This is a genomic window from Amycolatopsis rhizosphaerae, assembly GCF_007713715.1.
GTDB lineage: Bacteria > Actinomycetota > Actinomycetes > Mycobacteriales > Pseudonocardiaceae > Amycolatopsis_E > Amycolatopsis_E rhizosphaerae.
In genome coordinates this window covers 1-20,918 of sequence record NZ_VJWX01000073.1, presented here as the reverse complement: position 1 = coordinate 20,918, position 20,918 = coordinate 1, and the positions used below count along the sequence as shown (strand labels likewise).

General features: G+C 72.6%; 19 protein-coding genes. 14 read left to right on the top strand and 5 right to left on the bottom strand.

Going from position 1 to position 20,918, the window contains the following annotated elements:
• The 7 genes from xerD to recQ form a co-directional block, all read left to right on the top strand.
• A partial coding sequence (gene xerD, locus FNH05_RS10500; RefSeq protein ID WP_281287605.1) for a site-specific tyrosine recombinase XerD occupies positions 1-895 on the top strand: 895 nt, incomplete at its 5' end.
• 89 nt (positions 896-984) lie between these two features.
• Positions 985-1,953 carry a ParA family protein gene (locus FNH05_RS10495; protein ID WP_144587155.1) on the top strand — a complete coding sequence of 323 codons (969 nt, stop codon included), beginning with the start codon at positions 985-987 and terminating at the stop codon, positions 1,951-1,953.
• The gene (locus FNH05_RS10490; protein ID WP_186382482.1) at positions 1,950-2,345 is read left to right on the top strand and encodes a cobyrinic acid ac-diamide synthase; all 396 of its coding nucleotides are present in this window, start codon (positions 1,950-1,952) and stop codon (positions 2,343-2,345) included. Before FNH05_RS10495 ends, FNH05_RS10490 begins: the two co-directional genes overlap by 4 nt.
• 23 nt (positions 2,346-2,368) lie before the next feature.
• Complete coding sequence (locus FNH05_RS10485) at positions 2,369-3,211, top strand: segregation and condensation protein A (RefSeq protein WP_246127648.1); 843 nt, start codon at positions 2,369-2,371, stop codon at positions 3,209-3,211.
• A complete protein-coding gene (gene scpB, locus FNH05_RS10480; protein WP_425458434.1) occupies positions 3,208-3,879 on the top strand; it encodes an SMC-Scp complex subunit ScpB in 672 nt (223 codons plus the stop codon). Before FNH05_RS10485 ends, scpB begins: the two co-directional genes overlap by 4 nt.
• Complete coding sequence (locus tag FNH05_RS10475; protein WP_144587150.1) at positions 3,869-4,612, top strand: pseudouridine synthase; 744 nt, start codon at positions 3,869-3,871, stop codon at positions 4,610-4,612. The genes scpB and FNH05_RS10475 overlap by 11 nt, the downstream gene beginning before the upstream one ends.
• A gap of 37 nt (positions 4,613-4,649) precedes the next feature.
• Positions 4,650-6,482 (top strand): DNA helicase RecQ, encoded by a 1,833-nt coding sequence (recQ, locus tag FNH05_RS10470; protein WP_144587149.1) that lies wholly within the window; start codon positions 4,650-4,652, stop codon positions 6,480-6,482.
• Positions 6,483-6,654: 172 nt separating this feature from the next.
• Here recQ and FNH05_RS10465 read toward each other — a convergent pair whose 3' ends face one another.
• Both FNH05_RS10465 and FNH05_RS10460 read right to left on the bottom strand, forming a co-directional pair.
• Positions 6,655-7,854, bottom strand: a complete 1,200-nt coding sequence (locus FNH05_RS10465; protein ID WP_144587148.1) for a cation:proton antiporter — start codon at positions 7,852-7,854, stop codon at positions 6,655-6,657.
• A gap of 3 nt (positions 7,855-7,857) precedes the next feature.
• On the bottom strand, positions 7,858-8,340 hold the full coding sequence (locus FNH05_RS10460; protein ID WP_144587147.1) for a cation:proton antiporter regulatory subunit: 483 nt from the start codon (positions 8,338-8,340) through the stop codon (positions 7,858-7,860).
• 139 nt (positions 8,341-8,479) lie between these two features.
• On the opposite strand from FNH05_RS10460, the gene cmk reads away from it, so the two are divergent.
• From cmk to FNH05_RS10430, 6 genes are all read left to right on the top strand, one after another.
• Positions 8,480-9,193 carry a (d)CMP kinase gene (gene cmk / locus FNH05_RS10455; protein ID WP_144587152.1) on the top strand — a complete coding sequence of 238 codons (714 nt, stop codon included), beginning with the start codon at positions 8,480-8,482 and terminating at the stop codon, positions 9,191-9,193.
• Positions 9,190-9,858 (top strand): lysophospholipid acyltransferase family protein, encoded by a 669-nt coding sequence (locus FNH05_RS10450; RefSeq protein WP_144587146.1) that lies wholly within the window; start codon positions 9,190-9,192, stop codon positions 9,856-9,858. Before cmk ends, FNH05_RS10450 begins: the two co-directional genes overlap by 4 nt.
• Entirely contained in the window at positions 9,855-11,279 is a 1,425-nt protein-coding gene (der, locus tag FNH05_RS10445; protein ID WP_144587145.1) for a ribosome biogenesis GTPase Der, read from the top strand. The genes FNH05_RS10450 and der overlap by 4 nt, the downstream gene beginning before the upstream one ends.
• A gap of 260 nt (positions 11,280-11,539) precedes the next feature.
• Positions 11,540-15,421 carry a Pls/PosA family non-ribosomal peptide synthetase gene (locus tag FNH05_RS10440; RefSeq protein ID WP_144587144.1) on the top strand — a complete coding sequence of 1,294 codons (3,882 nt, stop codon included), beginning with the start codon at positions 11,540-11,542 and terminating at the stop codon, positions 15,419-15,421.
• Between the two features lies 1 nt (position 15,422).
• Positions 15,423-16,688 carry a M1 family metallopeptidase gene (locus tag FNH05_RS10435; protein WP_246127647.1) on the top strand — a complete coding sequence of 422 codons (1,266 nt, stop codon included), beginning with the start codon at positions 15,423-15,425 and terminating at the stop codon, positions 16,686-16,688.
• A 52-nt stretch (positions 16,689-16,740) separates the two neighbouring features.
• Positions 16,741-18,279, top strand: coding sequence for a hypothetical protein (locus tag FNH05_RS10430; RefSeq protein ID WP_144587142.1), 1,539 nt, complete (start codon positions 16,741-16,743; stop codon positions 18,277-18,279).
• Positions 18,280-18,320: 41 nt separating this feature from the next.
• Here FNH05_RS10430 and FNH05_RS10425 read toward each other — a convergent pair whose 3' ends face one another.
• From FNH05_RS10425 to FNH05_RS10415, 3 genes are all read right to left on the bottom strand, one after another.
• Complete coding sequence (locus tag FNH05_RS10425; RefSeq protein ID WP_144587141.1) at positions 18,321-18,740, bottom strand: PPOX class F420-dependent oxidoreductase; 420 nt, start codon at positions 18,738-18,740, stop codon at positions 18,321-18,323.
• Between the two features lie 112 nt (positions 18,741-18,852).
• On the bottom strand, positions 18,853-19,647 hold the full coding sequence (locus FNH05_RS10420) for an NAD-dependent epimerase/dehydratase family protein (protein ID WP_144587140.1): 795 nt from the start codon (positions 19,645-19,647) through the stop codon (positions 18,853-18,855).
• On the bottom strand, positions 19,629-19,811 hold the full coding sequence (locus FNH05_RS10415) for a hypothetical protein (RefSeq protein WP_144587139.1): 183 nt from the start codon (positions 19,809-19,811) through the stop codon (positions 19,629-19,631). Before FNH05_RS10415 ends, FNH05_RS10420 begins: the two co-directional genes overlap by 19 nt.
• A 97-nt stretch (positions 19,812-19,908) precedes the next feature.
• Here FNH05_RS10415 and FNH05_RS10410 point away from each other — a divergent pair.
• On the top strand, positions 19,909-20,918 hold a 1,010-nt coding region (locus FNH05_RS10410; RefSeq protein WP_144587138.1), incomplete at its 3' end, for a hypothetical protein.

The following is a 20,918-nucleotide window of genomic DNA, read 5'->3' as shown; positions in this document are numbered from 1 at the left end:
GGCCTATCTCGATCACCTCGCGGTGGAGCGCGGCACGGCCCGCAACACGCTCGACGGCTACGCGCGCGATCTTCGTCGTTACGTCTCGTACCTGGAACGTGCCGGGGTCACCGACTTCGCCCGCATCGCCGAGGCCGACGTGACCGCCTTCGGCGCGGCCCTGCGGGAGGGGGACGGAGATCTTCCGCGGCTCGCCGCCTCGTCGGCGGCCCGGGCGCTGGTGGCGGTGCGCGGCCTGCACCGGTTCGCCCACCTCGACGGCATCACCGAGGACGATCCGGCCCGCGAGGTGCGCCCGCCCGCCACGGCCCGGCGGCTGCCCAAGGCGCTGCCGGTGGCGGACGTGCTCCGCCTGCTGGACATGCCCGGCACCGAGGGGGAGCGCGCGCTGCGCGACCGGGCGCTGCTGGAACTGCTGTATTCCACCGGCGCACGGATTTCCGAGGCGGTCGGGCTCGATGTCGACGACGTGGACACCCGCGACCGCACCGTGCTGCTCGACGGCAAGGGCGGCAAGCAGCGGCTCGTCCCGGTGGGCAGGCCCGCGCTGGAGGCGGTCGAGGCCTACCTGGTGCGGGCGCGGCCGGTGCTGGCCCGGCGGGGCCGGGGTACCCCGGCACTGTTCCTCAACGCCCGCGGCAGCCGCCTTTCCCGGCAGAGCGCCTGGCAGGTGCTCAAGACCAACGCCGAGCGGGCCGGGCTGTCCGCCGGCGTCTCCCCGCACACCCTGCGGCACTCCTTCGCCACCCATCTGCTGGAGGGCGGGGCCGACGTCCGGGTCGTGCAGGAGCTGCTGGGGCACGCCTCGGTGACCACGACACAGGTCTACACCCTGGTGACGGTGAACACACTGCGTGAGATATATGCTACCGCCCACCCTCGGGCCCTGGGTTGATCACCGCGCCGGCACGGCGAGCCGCTTTGGCGACAAACGTCCTGCCGAATAGGCTGCCGACGACCCGTCGAACGAGGAGCTTTCGCGCCATGTCGACAACTCAGCCACCGGCCAGCCCGGGCCCGGCCAGGTCGGCCGGCGCGAACCCCAGCCAGCCGACCATCGCAAAAGAGGGGGAACGCGAGGCCGTGGACAAGGCCGTGCCGCCCGCCAAGGTGAACGGCAAGCCCCAGGTGGGCCCGACCGGCAGACCGCTGCGGGCGATTCCCGATCCGCCGCTGCTCGAGCGGCACGGGCCCGCGCAGGTGCTCGCGATGTGCAACCAGAAGGGTGGCGTCGGGAAGACCACCTCGACCATCAACCTGGGTGCCGCGCTTGCCGAGTACGGCCGCCGCGTGCTGCTGGTCGACTTCGATCCGCAGGGTGCGCTCTCGGTCGGCCTCGGGGTGCAGCCGCACGAGCTCGAGCAGACCGTCTACAACGCGATCATGGAACGCGCGGTCACCGCCGACGACGTGCTGCGCAGGACCAAGATCGAGGGCATGGACCTGCTGCCGAGCAACATCGACCTCTCCGCCGCCGAGGTCCAGCTGGTGGCCGAGGTCGGGCGTGAGCACACCTTGCTCCGGGTGCTGCAACCGGTGCTGAGGGACTACGACTATGTTCTGGTCGATTGCCAGCCATCGCTCGGGTTGCTCACGGTGAACGCGCTCACGGCCGCGGACGGCGTGATCATCCCGCTGGAGTGCGAGTTCTTCAGCCTGCGGGGCGTGGCTTTGTTGATCGACACGATCGAGAAGGTACGCGAGCGCTTGAACCCCAAACTGGACATCACCGGCATCCTGGCCACCATGTTCGACCCGAGAACCCTGCACTCGAGAGAGGTCATGGCGCGGGTGGTCGAAGCCTTCGGCGATACCGTGTTCGACACGGTGATCAACCGCACCGTACGGTTCCCCGAGACCACCGTGGCGGGCGAACCGATCACCACCTGGGCTCCCAAATCGGCCGGTGCGCAGGCGTATCGCGCGCTGGCGCGCGAGGTGATCGCTCGGTGAGCAGGCGAGCCTCCCTGCCCGGGGCTTCCGAACTCTTCCGCCTGACCAGCACTCCCTCCCCGGACTCGGCGCGTCCCGCCGAGGCGCCCCGTCCGGGCACCGAGGGACGCCGCGAGCAACTGGGCCGCGACGGCGCGGCGCGGCGGGGTTCGGGGCGGCAGAAGCACGACTCGAAGATCACGGTGTACGTCTCGGGTGAGGAACTGGTCGCGATGGAGCAGGCCCGGCTGGCGCTGCGCGCCACGTACGGGCTGGCGATCGACCGGGGCAGGCTGGTGCGCGAGGCGGTCGCGGTGCTGCTCGCCGATTTCGAACAGCACGGGTCCGAGTCGGTGCTGGTCCAGCGGCTGCGGGAGGGGCAGCTCGACATCGAGGAAGCTTCCGGCTCGTGAGTGGTACAGGGGAGCCGGCTGGGGTGACCGCCCAGCCGGAGCCCACCCCCGGCGAGGCTTCGCCGTCGAAGTTCAAGGTCCGGCTGGCCAATTTCGAGGGCCCCTTCGACCTGTTGCTGCAGCTGATCTCCCAGCACCAGCTCGACGTCACCGAGGTCGCGCTGCACCAGGTCACCGACGATTTCATCGCCTACACCCGTGCGCTGGGGCCGCAGTGGGACCTGGACGAGACCACCGAGTTCCTGGTGGTCGCGGCCACCCTGCTCGACCTCAAGGCGGCCCGGCTGCTGCCCGCCGCCGAGGTGGAGGACGAAGAGGACCTGGCACTGCTGGAGGCCAGGGACCTGCTGTTCGCCCGTATCCTGCAGTACCGGGCGTACAAGCAGGTCGCGGAGCTGTTCGCGGAGCTGGAGGCCGGGGCGCTGCGCCGGTACCCGCGCTCGGTGGCGCTCGAAGAGCGGTACGTGGGCCTGCTGCCCGAGGTGATGCTCGGGGTCGACCCGGGGAAGTTCGCCGAGATCGCGCTCGCGGTGTTCCGGCCCAAGCCGCCGCCGACGGTGTCGCTGGACCACCTGCACATGGGGCGGGTGTCGGTGCGCGAGCACGCGGCGCTGCTGCGGGTGCGGCTGGCCGAGGCGGGCACCGCGACCTTCGCCGAACTGGTGGCGGACTGCGAGCACACGGTCGAAGTGGTGGCCCGGTTCCTGGCGCTGCTGGAGCTGTACCGCGAAGCGGCCGTGCAGTTCGACCAGGACGAGGCACTGGGCCCGCTCAGCGTGCGCTGGATCGGCGGCTCGCTCGAGCAGGCCACGGAAGCGGCGGAGCACGATCGTGCCCGCGTGGAGGAAGAAGAGGAGTACGGGTGAGCCCCGAGGAGGAAGCGGCCCCGGCCGCACGGGAGGCCGAACCCGAAAGCGTGCCGGCACCGGAGACCGAGACGGAACCGGAGGCCGGGCCGGACCTGGTCGCGATGGACCGTGCGCTGCCCGACGTCGGTGACGACGCGACCCTCGAAGCCGCGATCGAGGCGCTGCTGCTGGTGGTCGACTCGCCGGTGAACGAGGAAACGCTCGCCGCCACCCTCGGCCAGCCCGTGGCCAGGATCACCCGCGCGCTGCGGGACATGGCGGCCCGGTTCACCGAACGCGACAGCGGAATCGACCTGCGCCGCGCGGGCGAGGGCTGGCGGTTCTACACCCGTGACACCTACGCCCCGTTCGTGGAGAAACTCCTGCTCGACGGGCAGCGGTCCAAGCTGACCAGGGCGGCGCTGGAAACGCTGGCCGTGATCGCCTACCGCCAGCCGGTGACCCGTTCCCGGGTCGCGGCGGTGCGCGGGGTGAACGTGGACGGGGTGATCCGGACCCTGCTGGCCCGGGGCCTGATCGAGGAGGCGGGCACCGATCCGGAGACGGGTGGCACCCTGTACATGACGACCGAGTTGTTCCTGGAGCGGCTGGGGCTGTCGTCGCTGACCGACCTGCCCCCGATCGCCCCCCTGCTACCCGAAGTGGACGCCATCGATGACATCTGACCAAGCACCCGAGGGTGTCCGCCTGCAGAAGGTGCTGGCCAAGGCCGGTGTGGCCTCGCGGCGCGCCGCCGAGGACCTGATCGCCGGAGGCCGGGTGAGCGTGGACGGGCGGATCGTGCGCGAGCTGGGCCGCCGGGTCGATCCGGACACCGCGGTGATCCACGTCGACGGCAGCCGCGTCATCCTGCGCGAGGACCTGGTGTACCTGGCGATGAACAAGCCGCGCGGGGTGCACAGCACGATGACCGACGACCAGGGCCGCCCCTGCGTGGGCGACTACGTCCGCAACCGGGCGGAACGGCTGTTCCACGTCGGCAGGCTCGACGCCGAGACCGAGGGCCTGCTGCTGTTCACCAACGACGGAGACCTCGCGCACCGGCTGATGCACCCGTCGTACAACGTGCTCAAGACCTACCTGGCCGAGGTGGACGGCCTGGTGCCGCGCGGGCTGGGCAAGCAGCTGCGGGCCGGGGTCGAGCTGGAGGACGGCCCGGTCAGGGTCGACGCCTTCCGGGTCAAGGACATGCAGGCGGGCCGGTCCCTGGTCGAGGTGGTGCTGCACGAGGGGCGCAAGCACATCGTGCGGCGGCTGCTGGCCGAGGTGGGCTTCCCGGTGCGCAAGCTGGTGCGGACCTCGATCGCCGACGTCCAGCTCGGCGCGCAGAAGCCCGGCACGCTGCGCCGCCTGACGCGGCAGGAGGTCGCCGCGCTCTACCGGGCGGTCGACCTGTGAGCGCGGCCCTGTCGGTGACCGCCGATAGCATCGCCCGGTGATCGCGACCGACTCGGACACCACGACCCCGGCTCTCGGCGTGCTGCGGCGCGTCTTCGGCTACGACTCGTTCCGCGGTGAGCAGGAAGCGATCATCGAGCACGTCGTCGCCGGGGGCGATGCGCTGGTGCTGATGCCCACCGGGGGCGGGAAGTCCCTGTGCTACCAGATCCCCGCCCTGGTGCGCGACGGCGTCGGCGTGGTCGTCTCGCCGCTCATCGCGTTGATGCAGGACCAGGTCGACGCGCTGCGCGCCCTGGGCGTGCGGGCCGGTTTCCTGAACTCCACCCAGGACTACCGGCAGCGCCGCGAGGTCGAGGAGGCCTTCCTCGCCGGTGAGCTCGACCTGCTCTACCTCGCGCCGGAACGGCTGCGGGTCGAGGCCACGGTGAACCTGCTCGAACGGGGCACGATCTCGCTGTTCGCGATCGACGAGGCGCACTGCGTCTCCCAGTGGGGCCACGATTTCCGGCCCGACTACCTGGCACTGTCCCAGCTGCACGAGCGGTGGCCGCGGGTGCCGCGCATCGCGCTGACCGCCACCGCCACCCGGGCCACGCACGACGAGATCGCGACCCGGCTGAACCTGGGCGGGGCCCGGCACTTCGTGGCGAGCTTCGACCGGCCCAACATCCAGTACCGGATCGTGCCGAAGAACAGTCCGCAGAAGCAGTTGCTCGACCTGCTCCGCACCGAGCACGCCGGGGACGCCGGGATCGTGTACTGCCTGTCCCGGGCTTCGGTGGAGAAGACGGCGGAGTTCCTGGTCGCCAACCGCATCGAGGCGCTGCCCTACCACGCCGGTCTCGACGCGGCGACGCGCGCCAGGAACCAGGCGCGGTTCCTGCGGGAGGACGGGCTGGTCGTGGTCGCCACGATCGCCTTCGGCATGGGGATCGACAAACCCGACGTGCGGTTCGTGGCGCACCTCGACCTGCCGAAGTCCGTCGAGGGCTACTACCAGGAGACCGGCCGGGCCGGGCGGGACGGCCTGTCCTCGACCGCGTGGCTGGCCTACGGCCTTGCCGACGTGGTGCAGCAGCGCAAGATGATCGACACCTCGGAGGGCGACGAGGCGCACCGGCGCCGCCTCTCCCGCCATCTGGACGCGATGCTCGCGCTGTGCGAGACGGTGGAATGCCGCCGCGTCCAGCTGCTCAACTACTTCGGCCAGTCCGGGCAGCCGTGCGGAAACTGCGACACCTGCCTGTCCCCGCCCGAGTCGTGGGACGGCACCATCGCCGCGCAGAAACTGCTGTCCACCGTGTACCGGCTGCAGCACGAGCGGCGGCAGAAGTTCGGGGCCGGGCAGATCATCGACATCCTGCTCGGCAAGCAGAGCCCGAAGGTCGCCCAGTTCCGCCACGACGAGCTCACCGTGTTCGGCATCGGCACCGAGCTGTCCGAGGGCGAGTGGCGGGGTGTGGTGCGCCAGCTGCTCGCGCAGGGACTGCTGTCGGTGGAGGGGGACTACGGCACCCTGGTGCTGACCGAGGCCAGCGGCGAGGTGCTCGGCCGCCGTCGCGAGGTCCGGCTCCGGCGTGAACCGAAACGCGAACCCCGCGCGGCGAAACCCGCGAAGGCGCGCCAGGCGGTGGTGGAACTGCCCGAGGAGGCGGCCCCGCTGTTCGAACGCCTGCGGGCCTGGCGAGCCGCCACCGCGAAGGAGCTGGGCGTGCCCGCCTACGTGGTGTTCCACGACGCGACCCTGCGCCAGATCGCGACGGAACGCCCGCAGACGGCGGCCGCTCTCGGCCGGGTGAGCGGAGTCGGCGAGAGCAAACTCGTCCGCTACGGCCAGCAGATCCTCGACACCCTCGCCGAGACCTGAACCCCGCCGCCTGCCCACCGTCCCTTGTGGCCCACGCTTCGGCGGTTGTGTCCCACGCTGTGGCGCCTGAGTTCCACCTCCAAGCCGCGGCTGAGTGGGACTCACCCTGCTGAAGGTGGGACACAACGTGCTGAAGGTGGGACTCGGCGTGCTGGAGGTGGGACTCGCGGAGTCAGGTGCCGGGGGTGGGGGCCGGTTCGGCCGCCTGCCGCGGCTTGCGTTGCAGCGCGCGGGCCAGCGGCTCCACGATCCGGGCCGCGACCGGGCCCAGCACCGCCATGATCAGCACGTAGGCGGTGGCGAGTGCGGCCAGTTCGCCGTCGACCGCGCCCGCCGTGACGGCGAGCCCCGCGATGACGATCGAGAACTCGCCGCGGGCCACCAGTGCCGCGCCCGCACGGGCCCGGCCGAGCCTGCCCACCCCCTGCCTTCGCGCGGCCCACCAGCCGGTCGCCACCTTGGTCAGTGCGCTCACGACGGCCAGTGCGATCGCCCAGCCGAGCACGGGCGGGATCGAGGCGGGATCGGTGCGCAGCCCGAACACGACGAAGAACACCGCCGCGAACAGGTCGCGCAGCGGTTCGAGCAGGCGCGTGGCGTTCTCCGCGGTCGATCCGGAGACCGCGATGCCGAGCAGGAAGGCGCCGACCGCCGCCGACACCTGCATCGCCGAGGCGAGACCGGCCACCAGCAGGGCCGCGCCGAGGATCTTGAGGAGGAACACCTCGCGGTCGGGCGAGTCGACCACGGCCGAGACGTACCGGCCGAACTTCAGCGCGACCAGCAGCACCACGGTGATCACCGCGAGCGAGACGCCCACCGCCTTCAAGCCGCCGAGGAAGCTGACGCCGCCCAGCACGGCGGTGAGGATGGGCAGGTACAGCGCCATCGCCAGGTCCTCGAACACCAGGATCGACAGCACCACCGGGGTCTCCCGGTTGCCGAGCCGCCCCAGATCGCCCAGGACCTTGGCGATGATCCCCGACGAGGAGATGTAGGTCACCCCGGCCATCACCAGTGCGCCGAGCGGGCCCCACCCCAGGATCAGCGCCACCGCCGCGCCCGGGGCGGCGTTGAGCGCGATGTCGGCCAGCCCCGCGGGCCACGAGCGTTTCATCCCGGTGACCAGTTCGGCCGCCGTGTACTCCAGGCCGAGCAGCAACAGCAGCAGCACCACGCCGATCTCGCCCGCGAGGTGGGTGAAGCCGTCGATGTCGCGCAGGGGGAGGAAACCGCCTTCGCCGAAGGCCAGGCCGCCCAGCAGGTACAGCGGGATCGGGGACAGCCCGATCCTCGCGGCGAGCCTGCCCAGTGTGCCCAGGCAGAAGAAGACCGCGCCGAGTTCGATCAAGGACAGTGCGGTGTGGTCCACGCGTTACCCGTTCTGCAGGATTCTCAGTGCGTTGTCGAGGCCTTCGGCGGTGCCGACCGCCACCAGGAGGTCCCCGGCGGTGAACGTGAAGTCCGGGGTGGGGGAGGGGTGGACCTGGCCCGCCCGCATCACCGCCACCACGGACACTCCGGTGCGGGTGCGCAGCGCGGCGTCGGCGAGGGTGCGCCCGTCGAACGGGGCGTGCGCCCTGATCGGCAGCTGCCGGGTGTGGATGCCCGGCAGGTCGCGGTGTTCCTCGGTGAGCTGCGCGACGAGCTGCGGCGCGCCCAGCAGGTTCGCCAGCGTGCCCGCCTCGTCCGCGGTCAGCGGCAGGGAGGCCAGGCAGGCGTCGGGGTCGTCGGATTTGGACACGATCAGCTCGATCCGCCCGTCACGGGTGGTCACCACGCCGACGCGGCGGCCGGTGCGGAGGACGAAATCCTTGCGTACGCCGATCCCGGGCAGGGGGGTCACGTCTACGTTCACGATCACCACGCTACCGGTTTGCCCGGTTTGGGCCGGTGCCTTCGCCTCGCCGCCTGCCAGGCAGAATGGAACCCCGGTAAGCCGGTTGGCGGACGGTTCGCAGGCAAGGAGAGCATCGGTGACGGGAGCCCTACGAGGTGTGGTGGCGCTGGACGGCCCGTCGGGCACCGGGAAGACCACGGTGGCGCGCAGGCTGGCCGAACGGCTCGGCGCGGGGTACCTGGACACCGGCGCGATGTACCGCGTGATCACGCTGGCCGTGCTGCGCGCGGGGGTGGACCTCGCCGACCCGGAGGCGGTGGCGGCCACCGCGCTGGACACCGTGTTCACCATCGGCACCAGCCCCCAGCGCCCGGAGATCGAGCTGGCCGGGGAGGACGTGGCGCTGGAGATCCGCGGTCCCGAGGTCAACTTCGCGGTGTCGCCGGTGTCGGCCGTGCCCGCGGTGCGCGAGCTGCTGGTGACGCGCCAGCGCGCGCTGATCGAGGAGGTGCTCACCGCGGTCGGCGGGATCGTCGTCGAGGGCCGGGACATCGGCACCGTGGTCGCGCCCGACGCGCCGCTCAAGGTCTACCTGACCGCCTCCGCCGAGGTCCGCGCCGCGCGCCGCAGCGCCCAGGACACCGCCGCCGGGCGTGACACCAGCCACGCCGACGCGCTGGCCTCGGTCGACCGGCGCGACCGGCTGGACTCCAGCCGGGCCACCTCGCCGCTGCGCCCCGCCGAGGACGCGGTGCCCGTCGACACCTCCGAACTGACCATCGACGAGGTCATCACGGCACTGGGCGAACTCGCCGGACGGCGGGGCCTGCTCACCGGCCGCACCGCCGGTGCCGCCGAGGCCGCGCGGTGACCGCGGAGGGCCTGCCGGAGGGGGCCGTCGGCTGGCTGCACGACTTCGGCAGGTTCATCGGCCGCGTGGGCCTGCGGCCCGCCTACCGGGTCCGGGTCGTGGGGCTGGAACGCGTGCCGCGCACCGGCCCGGTGCTGCTGATCGCCAACCACAGCTCGCTGGTGGAACCGCAGCTGCTGTTCGGAATGTTGCCGCGGCGTTCGGTGTTCCTCGTCAAGGAGGAGATGTTCAGCGGGCCGGTGGGCTGGTTTCTCCGGCGCATCGGGCAGGTCCCGGTGCGCCGTGGCGTCCCCGACCGGGCCCCGCTGACCACCACCGCCCGGTTGCTGAGGGAGGGCGGCCTGGTGGGGGTGTTCCCCGAGGGCACCCGCGGCGAGGGGGACGTGGCCAGTGCCGAGCAGGGCGCGGCCTGGCTGGTGCGGGCGACCGGTGCGGTCGTGCTGCCGGTGGCGGTCCGGGGCACCCGGCGGCCCGCCGGGAGCGGACGGCGCTTCCGGCCCCGGGTGGACGTACTGATCGGGACGCCGTTCGAGCTGGCGGTCGGCAAGGGCAGGGCGGGCCTGGCCGAGGCCACCGAGCGGCTGCGGACGGAACTTGCGGCACTGGTGCGCACGCTGGACGAGCTGCGTGCGGTGCCGGAACAGGAAAAGAAAGCGAAGACATGACTGAAGTAGACGGCACCTGGGCCGACGAAGCGGAGTTCGCCGCGCTCGACGCCGCCGTGGACGAGGCCGCCGAGCTGGAAGACGCCCAGCTCAGCCAGCCGGTGCTGGCCGTGGTGGGCCGACCCAACGTGGGCAAGTCCACCCTGGTCAACCGGATACTGGGGCGGCGGGAAGCCGTCGTGCAGGACGTGCCGGGCGTGACCAGGGACCGGGTCGCCTACGACGCGGTGTGGAACGGCCGCCGGTTCACCCTGGTGGACACCGGCGGCTGGGAGCCGGGCGCGAGCGGGCTGGCCGGTGCCGTCGCCGCGCAGGCCGAGCTCGCCATGTCCACATCGGACGCCGTGCTGCTCGTGGTGGACGCCTCGGTGGGGGCGACCGCCACCGACGAGGCGGTCGCGCGCGTGCTGCGGCGGTCGAAGCGGCCGGTGCTGCTGGCCGCGAACAAGGTCGACGACGACCGGCTCATGGGCGACGTGGCGTCGCTGTGGTCGCTGGGGCTGGGCGAGCCGCTCGCGGTGAGTGCCCTGCACGGCCGCAGTTCCGGTGACCTGCTCGACGCGATTGTCTCGGCGCTGCCCGAGGCACCCCGCGATGGGGAGCGCGGCACCGGGCCGCGCCGGGTCGCGCTGGTCGGCAAGCCGAACGTCGGCAAGTCCAGCCTGCTCAACAAGCTCAGCGGCGAGCAGCGCGCGGTGGTGGACTCGGTCGCGGGCACCACGGTGGACCCGGTGGACTCGCTGGTCGAGCTGGACGGCCAGACCTGGCGGTTCGTGGACACCGCCGGGCTGCGCAAGCGGGTCAACACCTCCACCGGCACCGAGTACTACGCCTCGCTGCGCACGAAGTCCGCGATCGACGCCTCCGAGGTGGCGATCGTGCTGCTGGACGCCAGCGAACCACTGTCCGAACAGGACCTTCGCGTGCTCACCATGGTGGTGGAGGCGGGCCGGGCCTGCGTGCTCGCGTTCAACAAGTGGGACCTGGTCGACGAGGACCGCCGCCACCAGCTGGAGAAGGAGCTGGACCGCGGCCTGGTGCGGGTGCCGTGGGCGGAGCGGGTGAACATCTCCGCGCTCACCGGCCGTTCGGTGCGCAAGCTCGCGCCCGCGCTGCGCACCGCGCTCGCCTCGTGGGACCAGCGCGTGCCCACCGGTCAGCTCAACGGCTGGCTTTCGGAACTCGTCGCGGCCACCCCGCCGCCGGTGCGCGGCGGCAAGCAGCCGAAGGTCCTCTTCGCGACGCAGGCCGCGATCCGGCCGCCGACGCTGGTGCTGTTCACCACCGGGTTCCTGGAGGCGGGCTACCGCCGGTTCATCGAGCGCAAGTTCCGGGAGCGCTTCGGCTTCGCCGGCACCCCCGTCCGCATCAACGTGCGCGTGCGGGAGAAGAAGCCCAAGGGCACCAAGAAGGGCAAGTAGCCCCGTAGAACCTGTTGTGGGAGGGGTTGCGTGGCGGTGCGGGTGGCGGAACCTGACGTGGTCCCTCGCTGTGGGATCTCTTCCTCATGAATGCCAATTCACCACGGAAGAGCTGTCCTCGCGAGGAACCACGTCAGAACCCGCGGCGGTGCAAGCTGACGGCTCACCGCAAGCGGCTCCGCCGCTTATAAGACAAATCCTCGCGCACCCTCCTCCTCGTGGGGGCGCCCAGTTCCGACGTGGAGAGAAGGTGTGACGGGTTGACCGTGCCCGCCGAGACGACAACGGACAGATCAGAAACCGCTTTCCCCGCCCCGGCGGGGAAGGCGGTCTTCTCCGGCGGCCCGGCGGCCGCGGAGCGGACCCTGCTCGACATCCTCGCCGAGACCGTCGCCGCGCAGCCCGGTGCGGCCGCGATCGACGACGGGACCGGGGTGCTCACCTACCGCAGGCTCGCCGAGGAGGCGGAGGCCGTGCGGCGGCGCCTGGGTGCGGCCGGGATCGGCGTGGGCGACCGGGTGGGCGTGCGGATCTCGTCCGGTACGGCCGCGCTGTACGTGGCGATCCTCGGGGTGCTCGCCGCCGGTGCGGCCTACGTGCCGGTCGATGCCGACGATCCCGAGGAACGGGCGGAACTGGTGTTCGGCGAGGCGGGCGTGTGCGCCGTGCTCGGCGACGCGGGCGCGCTCGCGCTCCGGGGCGAGCCGGGCAACGCGCCCGGCAGGCCCGGTCCGGACGACGACGCGTGGATCATCTTCACCTCCGGTTCCACCGGGAAGCCGAAGGGCGTGGCGGTCACCCATGCCGCGGCCGCCGCCTTCGTCGACGCCGAGGCCGGGCTTTTCCTCACCGACGAACCGCTCGGGCCCGGCGACCGGGTGCTGGCCGGGTTGTCGGTCGCCTTCGACGCCTCGTGCGAGGAGATGTGGCTGGCCTGGCGGCACGGCGCCTGCCTGGTGCCCGCCCCGCGGTCCCTGGTGCGCACCGGCGTGGATCTCGGGCCGTGGCTGGTCGCCCAGCGCATCACGGTGGTCTCCACCGTGCCCACCCTGGCCGCGCTCTGGCCCGCCGAGGCGCTGGAAGAGGTGCGGCTGCTGGTGTTCGGCGGGGAGGCGTGCCCGCCGGAACTCGCCGAACGGGTCGCCGTCGAGGGCTGCGAGGTGTGGAACACCTACGGCCCCACCGAGGCGACCGTCGTGTCGTGCGCGGCGCCGCTCACCGGTGAGGGCCCGGTCCGGATCGGGCTGCCGCTGGCGGGCTGGGAGCTGGCCGTGGTGGACGAGCGGGACGAACCGGTGGCGATGGGCGAGCCGGGGCAGCTCGTGATCGGCGGTGCGGGCCTGGCCCGCTACCTGGACCCGGACAAGGACGCGGAGAAGTTCGCGCCGCTGCCGTCGCTGGGCTGGCGGCGGGCCTACCGCAGCGGTGACCTGGTACGGGCCGAGCCGGAGGGGCTGCTGTTCCTCGGCCGGGCCGACGAGCAGGTCAAGCTCGGCGGGCGCCGCATCGAACTCGGCGAGGTCGACGCCGCGCTGCAAGCGCTTCCCGGCATCGCCGGGGCGGCTTCGGCGGTGCGCACCACGAAGGCGGGCAACCAGATCCTGGTCGGTTACGTCGTGCCCGGCGAGCCCGGTTTCGACACCGAGGCCGCCTCGGTGCTCCTGCGGGACCGCCTGCCCGCCGCGCTGGTGCCGCTGCTCGCCGTGGTCGGCGATCTGCCCACCCGTACCTCCGGCAAGGTGGACCGGGCCGCACTGCCCTGGCCGTTGCCCACCGTGTCCGACAAGGACGACGCGCACCCTGGGCGGCTGACCGCGACCGAGGCGTGGCTCGCGGAGATGTGGGCCGAGATCCTCGGCGTGGCCGTGGCGTCCCCGGACGCCGACTTCTTCAGCCACGGGGGCGGCAGTCTCACGGCCGCCCAGCTCGTCGCCCGCATCCGCACCCGGCACCCCCAGGTCTCGGTCGGCGACATCTACCAGCGGCCGGCGCTGGGGGCGCTCGCCGCGCTGCTCGACGGGCTGAAGAGCGGCGAGACGGCCTACCGCGAAGTGGCGCCGGTCCCGGCCCGCACCGGTCTCCTGCAGGCGCTGCTCCTGCTGCCGCTGATGACACTGACCGGGTTGCGCTGGACCACCGTGCTGGCCGCCCTGTCCACCGCGCTCGGCCTGGCCGGGGTGGCCTGGGCGCCCTCGGTCCCGTGGTGGGCGCTGGCGGCGGCCTGGCTGGTGCTGTTCAGTCCGGCGGGCCGCATCGCGGTGGCCGCGGGCGGAGCGCGCCTGCTGCTGCGGGGCGTCCGGCCCGGCAGCTACCCACGCGGCGGCAGTGTCCACTTGCGACTGTGGACGGCGGAGAAGCTCGCCGAATTCAGCGGTGCCGCCGAGATTTCGGGCGCGTCGTGGATGACGCAGTACGCCAGGGCGCTGGGCGCCAAGGTCGCCAAGGGGGTGGACCTGCATTCGCCACCCCCGGTCACCGGCCTGCTCAAGCTCGGCCGGGGCGCGGCGATCGAGCCCGAGGTGGACCTGTCCGGCCACTGGGTGGACGGAGACCTGGTGCACATCGGCAAGATCCGGGTCGGCGCCGGCGCCAGGGTGGGGGCGCGCAGCACCCTGTTCCCCGGCGCGCGCGTCGGCAAGGGCGCCGAAATCGCGGCCGGTTCGACCGTGGTGGGCGCGGTGCCTGCGGGGCAGCGCTGGGCCGGGTCTCCGGCGGCCCGCGACGGCCGGGGCGCGCTGCGGTGGCCGTCCAGCCGCCCGCCGCGCTCCCGCCGCTGGTCGTGGATCTACGCGGTGAGTTCGCTGCTGCTGGGACTGTTGCCCGCGGTGGCCGCCCTGCCCGGGATCGTGGTGCTGGCGTTCGCGCTGTCCGGCGGCCCGTCGCTCGGGCGCGCCATGGCCGCGGTGCCCGCCGCCACCGTCGCCTATCTCGTGTCCTACGCACTGCTGGTGCTCGGGGGTGTGCGCGCCCTCGGCGTGGGCATGACCGGGGGATACCACCCGGTGCACAGCCGGGCCGCCTGGCAGGTGTGGGCCACCGAGCGGCTCATGGACATGGCCAGGACCGCGCTGTTCCCGCTCTACGCCAGCCTGTTCACTCCCGTGTGGCTGCGCCTGCTGGGCGCGAAGGTCGGCCGCGACGCCGAGGTGTCCACCGTCCTCGCCGTACCCCGGATGACCCAGGTGGACGACGGCGCGTTCCTCGCCGACGACACCATGGTCGCCGCCTACGAACTCGGGAACGGCTGGCTGCACGTGGGCCCCGCCCGCATCGGCAAGCAGGCCTTCCTCGGCAACTCGGGGATGACCGCGCCGGGCCGCGCGGTGCCCAAACGCGGGCTGGTCGGGGTGCTCTCGTCCACCCCGCCGAAGGCGAAGAAGGGTTCCTCCTACCTGGGCATGCCGCCGATGCCGCTGCGGCGGGCCGTGGAGGCCGGGGACGCGACCCGGACCTACCGGCCGCCGAAGCGGCTCAAGGTGGCGCGCGCCGCCGTCGAGCTGTGCCGCGTCGTGCCGGTGATGTGCGGGACCGCGCTGGCCGTGCTGGTGCTCGCCGCCCTGCTGGCGCTGTGGACGACGGTGGGCCTGTGGGTGGCCGCACTGGCGTCGGGCGCGGTGCTGCTGGCCGCCGGTGTCGTCGCCGCCGCGCTCGCGACCGGGGCGAAATGGCTGCTGGTGGGCCGGTTCCGGGAGATCGACCATCCACTGTGGAGTTCCTTCGTGTGGCGGGACGAACTGGCGGACACCTTCGTCGAGGCACTCGCGGTGCCCTGGCTGATCGGCTCGCTCGGCGGAACGCCGCTGCTGGCGGCCTGGCTGCGCACGATGGGGGCCCGGATCGGCCGCGGCGTGTGGCTGGAGACCTACTGGCTGCCGGAGGCGGATCTGGTGCGCCTCGGCGACGGCGCCACCGTCAACCGCGGCTGCGTGGTGCAGACCCACCTGTTCCACGACCGGATCATGAGCATGAGCGAGGTCGCACTGGACGAGGGGGCCACGCTGGGGCCGCACGGGATCGTCCTGCCGGGCGCGACCCTCGGCGCGCGCACCACCGTCGGTCCCGGCTCACTGGTGACCCGCGGCGACACGGTCCCCGCCGATTCGCGCTGGCTCGGCAACCCGATCTCGGCCTGGGGACGCTGAGGTGCGCGACAGCCTGGCCGCCCACGGGGACGACGGCTACCACGTCGGGCACTACGACCTGGAGCTGGACTACAAGGTCGGCCCCAACCGGCTGGCCGCGCGCGCGAAGATCAGCGCGACCGCCGCGCGCCCGCTGACGGAGATCCGGCTCGACCTCGCCGGGTTCAAGGTCGGCGGCCTGACGGTGGACGGGCAGCGCGCCCGGTTCGCCCGCCGGGGGACCAAGCTGGTGGTGACCCCGCCGCGGCCCCTCGGCGAAGGGGACGCGTTCACCGTCGAGGTGCGCTACACCGGCAACCCGCGGCCGATCGGCGGCCACTGGGGCGACATCGGGTGGGACGAGCTCACCGACGGCGCGCTGGTGGCGAGCCAGCCGATCGGCGCGCCCTCGTGGTTCCCGTGCAACGACCGGCCCGGCGACAAGGCCGCGTACCGCGTCACCGTGACCACCTCCTCGGCGTACACCGTGCTGGTGACCGGTGAGGAGGTTTCGCGGCGTTCGCGCGCCAGCACGACCACCTGGGTCTTCGAACGGCGGGAGCCGACCGCCACCTATCTCATGAGTGTCCAGATCGGACGGTACGTCGAACGGGACCTGCCGTCTGGAGTGCGCCAGCGCCTCGCCGTCCCGGCGGGGCTGGCCGCCGCGGCCGGGCACGACTTCGGCCGCCAGCCGGAGATGATGGCACTGTTCGAGCGCCGGTTCGGGCCCTACCCGTTCGGCGAGTACGTCGCCGTGGTGACCGGGGACGAGTTGGACGACCCCATCGAGGCGCAGGGGATGGCGATCTTCGGCGCCAACCACGTCGACGGGCGGCGCGGGGCGGAACGCCTGCTCGCGCACGAACTGGCACACCAGTGGTTCGGCAACAGCCTCACCGTCGCCGACTGGCGGCACATCTGGCTCAACGAAGGATTCGCCACCTACGCCGAATGGCTGTGGTCCGAGGAATCCGGCGGCCCGGCGGCGGCCGAGCTCGCCGGGGAAGCGGCCCGGCGGATCGACGGCCTGCCCGGTGAGGTGCGCATCGGCGACCCGGGGGCGGCGCACCTGTTCGACGTGCGGGTCTACCAGCGGGGCGCGCTGACCCTGCAGGCGCTCCGTGAGCGTGTCGGCGACGAGACGTTCTTCGCGCTGCTGCGGTCGTGGGCGCACGAGCACCGGCACGGCATCGTCACCACCCCCGAGTTCGTCGCGCACGCCGAACGGTATGCCGGGGCCGCCCTCGGCGGCTTCTTCGCGCACTGGCTGGAAAACGCCGCGTGATCCACCCGGGCGGCGGCTGGCCCGCGCCCGGAGGACCCGGCAGGCTCGGCCGGTGGGCGTTTCCCGACAGCGACACCTCAACCAGGCCCTGCTCCGGATCCCGAGGCGCGCGGAGACCGCGGATCGCGCCACCCTGACCGCCACCTTCGTCGAGGCGGGCTCGTTCTCCGCGATGCTGCACTCCACCGACCACCAGATCGTCTACGGGCGGCGGGGAGCCGGGAAGACGCATGCTCTGCTGCATCTCGCCGATCTCGTCGAGCGCACCGGTGATCTCGCCGTCTACGTCGACCTGCGCACGATCGGCGCGTCGGGCGGGCTCTACGCCGACAGCAGCCTGAGCCCCGCGGTGCGCGGCACCCACCTGCTCATCGACACACTGGAAGCCCTGCACGAGGAACTTCTCACCGCGGTCGTCGAGCGGGACTCCGCGGAAGGACCGGGACTGCTGCCCGCACTGGACGCACTGGCCGAAGCCGCGACGGCGGTGCGGGTCGTCGGCGAGGTCGAGCAGGAGACGAAGATCGGTGGTACGGCGGAATCCGCGTATTCGGCCGAGTTTTCCCGCTCCCCTGCCGCGGGGGTGAGCGGCCGCCGGGCCGTCACCGCGGAGCGCAGCCTGCGGCGGCGGGGAACGGAACAGCACCACGTGGTGTTCGGGCCGGTCGGCCGGGCACTGCGCGCCCTGACCCGGGCACTGGCGCCCGCCAGGCTGTGGCTGTTGCTCGACGAGTGGAGCAGCGTGCCGATCGACCTCCAGCCGCTGCTGGCCGACCTGCTGCGCCGCAGCGTGCTGCCGGTCACCGGGAGCACGGTGAAGATCGCCGCCATCGAACGCCGCTCCCGTTTCCGCGCCCCCTCGGCGTCGGGGGATCTGCAGGGCATCGAGGTGGGCGCGGACGCCGCGTCCGCGGTCAGCCTGGACGATTTCATGATCTTCGACGGTTCCCGGTCCCGCGCCGGGGAGTTCTTCGGCCGCCTGTTCTTCAACCATGCTTCGGTCCGGCTGGCCACCATGCTGGCCGACCCGCCCGCGGACGCGGACGCGTTCGCCGCGGAATGCTTCCGTGGCACCGCGTTCGCCGAACTCGTGCGGGCCGCGGAGGGCATTCCCCGCGACGCGATCAACATCGCCGCGCTGGCCGCGCAGTACGCCCACGACGAGCCGATCGGGCTGCGCGCGGTGCGGATGGCGGCGCGCGACTGGTACCTGCGCGACAAGCAGGCGGCCATCGCGGCCGGTGAACCCGCCCGGCGCCTGCTGCGTGCCCTCGTCGACGAGGTGGTGGGCAGGCGGCGGTCACGGACCTTCCTGCTGGAACAGGCCGCCGGGACGGGGCACGAGCTCGTCGGGGACCTGGTCGACGCCCGGCTGCTCCACGTGCTGCGGCGCGGCCTCGTCGACACCGACCAACCCGGAACTCTTTACGACGGTTTCGCCATCGACTACGGGTGCTATGTGTCGCTGCTTCTGGACCACGACGCGACGGTCCGGCCGCGCGACCGCGGCTGGCTCGGCTCGCCCAAGGGCCTGCCCCCGGACGGCTTCTCGTTCGGCAAGGCCGTCCTCGACCTCTCCCGGCTCGGGTGACCCGGCCGCCAGGTGCCCTCGTTTCGCCGGTCGACAGACCGCTATCCGGCCACGGTGCGCTTGCTCGGTACCAGCTTGTGCGGTTCGGTGTCGAGGTCGTCGAGACCGAAGCTGATGATGCGGCGGGGGTGGATCCGGATGATCGCCCCGCCGATCCCGGCGGCCGAATCCGCCGGTTCCCCGATCGCCTCGCCGCGCCCCCGGATTTCCAGGCACCGGACCCGCCACGGCGACACGGAGGCGATGTCGTCGACCACGAACGCGACCTGCCCGTTGTCCGCGACATTGCGGAACTTCCGGCTGGCCGCCATGGTGTAGCCGCCGATGTCGATGGTCCCGGTGGCGGGGTTGTAGGCGAACCCCACCGGGCTGACCTGCAGCGTGCCGTCCGGCTGCGCGGTGGCCAGGCGCCCGAGGCGCTGGGTGGCGAGGTAGTTCAGTTCGGAATCGGTGAACGACATGGTGATCCCCTCCGGCGAGACCGGCCGGAACCTCCGGCCGGCACGTCCGCACCTCGGTGCGGCTCCTGCGCCCAGGATGCGACCTCCAGTCGACTCGAGGTCAACCCCGGAATCAGTTCGGCTCGCCGAGCGGGGTCGTGCAGAACGGGCCGCCGACGTAGTGCGCTTCATCGCCCGTGGGGGCGGGCCCGGAGATCTCGGCGGCGAACCTCTCGGCGTCGTCGGTGGCCCGGTAGCCCAGCGCCTGCGCTTCGGCCAGTGAGTAGATCCGGCGGGTGTTGCCGGAAACGCCCCAGACGATCCGGTAGCCCGGCGACGGACAGGACAGGCACGCCTCGAACAGGCGGGCGCCGTCGTCGGGCGACAGCCAGGTGGACAGCCCGCGCACCCCCGGTGGGCGTTCGAAACACGAGCCGATGCGCACGCAGATCACGTCCATCCCGAACCGGGAATGGTAGAGGCTGCCCAGCGCTTCCACGGCGGCCTTGCTCACCCCGTAGAAGGTGTCCGGCCTCGGTGAGGAGTCCGCGGGCAGTTCCGGCTCCACCGTGCGGAAACCCACCGCGTGATTGCTGGAGGCGAGCACGATCCGGCCCACCCCGGCCCGCCGTGCGGCCTCCAGGACCACCTGGGTGCCGCCGATGTTGACCTCCAGGATGTCCGCCCAGCCGTTTTCCCGGCTGATTCCGCCCAGATGCAGGATCGCGTCGACGTCCTCGCAGGCGCGCGCCATCAGGTCCGGATCGGTGACCGACCCGGTGAGCGCCTCGACCGCCTCACCCGCTTCCGGCGGCGCCGGGGGCACGAGATCGAGCAGCCGCAGGATCCGGCCCTCGCGGCGGAGACGGGGACGCATCAGGGTGCCGACGACGCCGGAGGCGCCGGTGATCAGGACGCGCATGCCCATTCCTTTCCTGTGCTCGGTGCGGGGAAGTCCTTGCCGCTCAACGGATTCCCGCCCGCCGTGGCAGTCGGTTCCGCCCAGGCGTCCCGTGCGGCGAAGGCAGCCAGCAGTTCCACGGTGCGGTGTGCGGATTTCACCCCGGCCGGGAGCGCGGCGGGTTGCTCCATCCTGCCCCCGTTGACTGGTGACCCACGCCAGACTAGCGTTTTCGAACTTGTTCACAACACGGTTTGCCGTTCACGAACATGAACAGGCGGAGGTGGGATGAAGGTCGTCGGCTATGCCTATCCCTGGGATGTGGCCGAGCCCGGGTTCGTCGAGCGGGTCCGCGAACTGGGCGTGGACGAAGTCGCCGTCGCCGTTTCGTACCACTCCGCGCGCGCCGCCACGCCGTGGTCACGGGAGCGCACCGCGGTACTGGCCCGGCATGCCGCGCTGTACCGCCCGGTGCGGGAAGGCGCCTGGGGGCGGCTGCGTCCCGGGGTGCCCGACTGGGTGGAATCCCCGGACGCGGCGGGGGAGGCGATCGCGTTGCTCGGCGAAGCCGGGATCCCGGCCGCGGCCTGGCTCGTGCTCACCCACGATTCCCGGCTGGGCACCGAGTTTCCCGAGCTGACGGTGCGCAACTGCTTCGGCGAGCGCTATCCGTGGGCCCTGTGCCCGTCGCAGGGCGAGGTGCGTGCCTACGCGGCGGCACTGGCCGCGGAATCGCTGGCGGGACTGGAGATCTCGTCGGTCGTCCTCGAGGCCTGCGGCCAGCTCGGCGTGCTTCACCAGTGCCGGCACGAAAAAACCGACGCGGTGTGGGCGCCCGCGGTCGCCCGGCTGCTGTCCGTCTGCTGCTGCGACGCCTGCGCCCCCGGCTGTGAAACCGCGCTGCGCGAGGAGATCGGCAGGCTGATGGCGACCGGCGACCTCACCCTCGCCGAGGACCGCCTCGCGCCCGAGGTGCGTGAGCTCGTCCTGTCCACCCGGCAGGCCTCGGCGGACGCGCTGCGAAGGGCCGTGCTCGAGCACGTCGGCAGCGCGGTGGTACTGCACGGCTCCGCCGACCCGTGGGCGACCGGGGCGCTGCCCGGGCTGACCCCGGCCGCGCCGGAGGACGTGGACACCGTCGTGTTTCCGTGCTGGCGGCCCGGCTCCGACAGCCTCGACGAGATCACGCGGGCCCGGGCTCTGCTGCCCTCCAGGGTGGGGGTGGGCGCCTACGTCACCGCGGTGGCGGCCGCCCCGGTCCCGGATCCGGGCGCCTACGTGGCGGAACTGGGCCGGGC

Coding starts and splice junctions, on each gene's coding strand:
- FNH05_RS10495 (WP_144587155.1), top strand. CDS start 985: ATGTCGACAACTCAGCCACCGGCCAGCCCGGGCCCGGCCAGGTCGGCC.
- FNH05_RS10475 (WP_144587150.1), top strand. CDS start 3,869: ATGACATCTGACCAAGCACCCGAGGGTGTCCGCCTGCAGAAGGTGCTG.
- der (WP_144587145.1), top strand. CDS start 9,855: ATGACTGAAGTAGACGGCACCTGGGCCGACGAAGCGGAGTTCGCCGCG.
- FNH05_RS10425 (WP_144587141.1), bottom strand. CDS start 18,740: ATGTCGTTCACCGATTCCGAACTGAACTACCTCGCCACCCAGCGCCTC.
- FNH05_RS10420 (WP_144587140.1), bottom strand. CDS start 19,647: ATGGGCATGCGCGTCCTGATCACCGGCGCCTCCGGCGTCGTCGGCACC.
- FNH05_RS10415 (WP_144587139.1), bottom strand. CDS start 19,811: ATGGAGCAACCCGCCGCGCTCCCGGCCGGGGTGAAATCCGCACACCGC.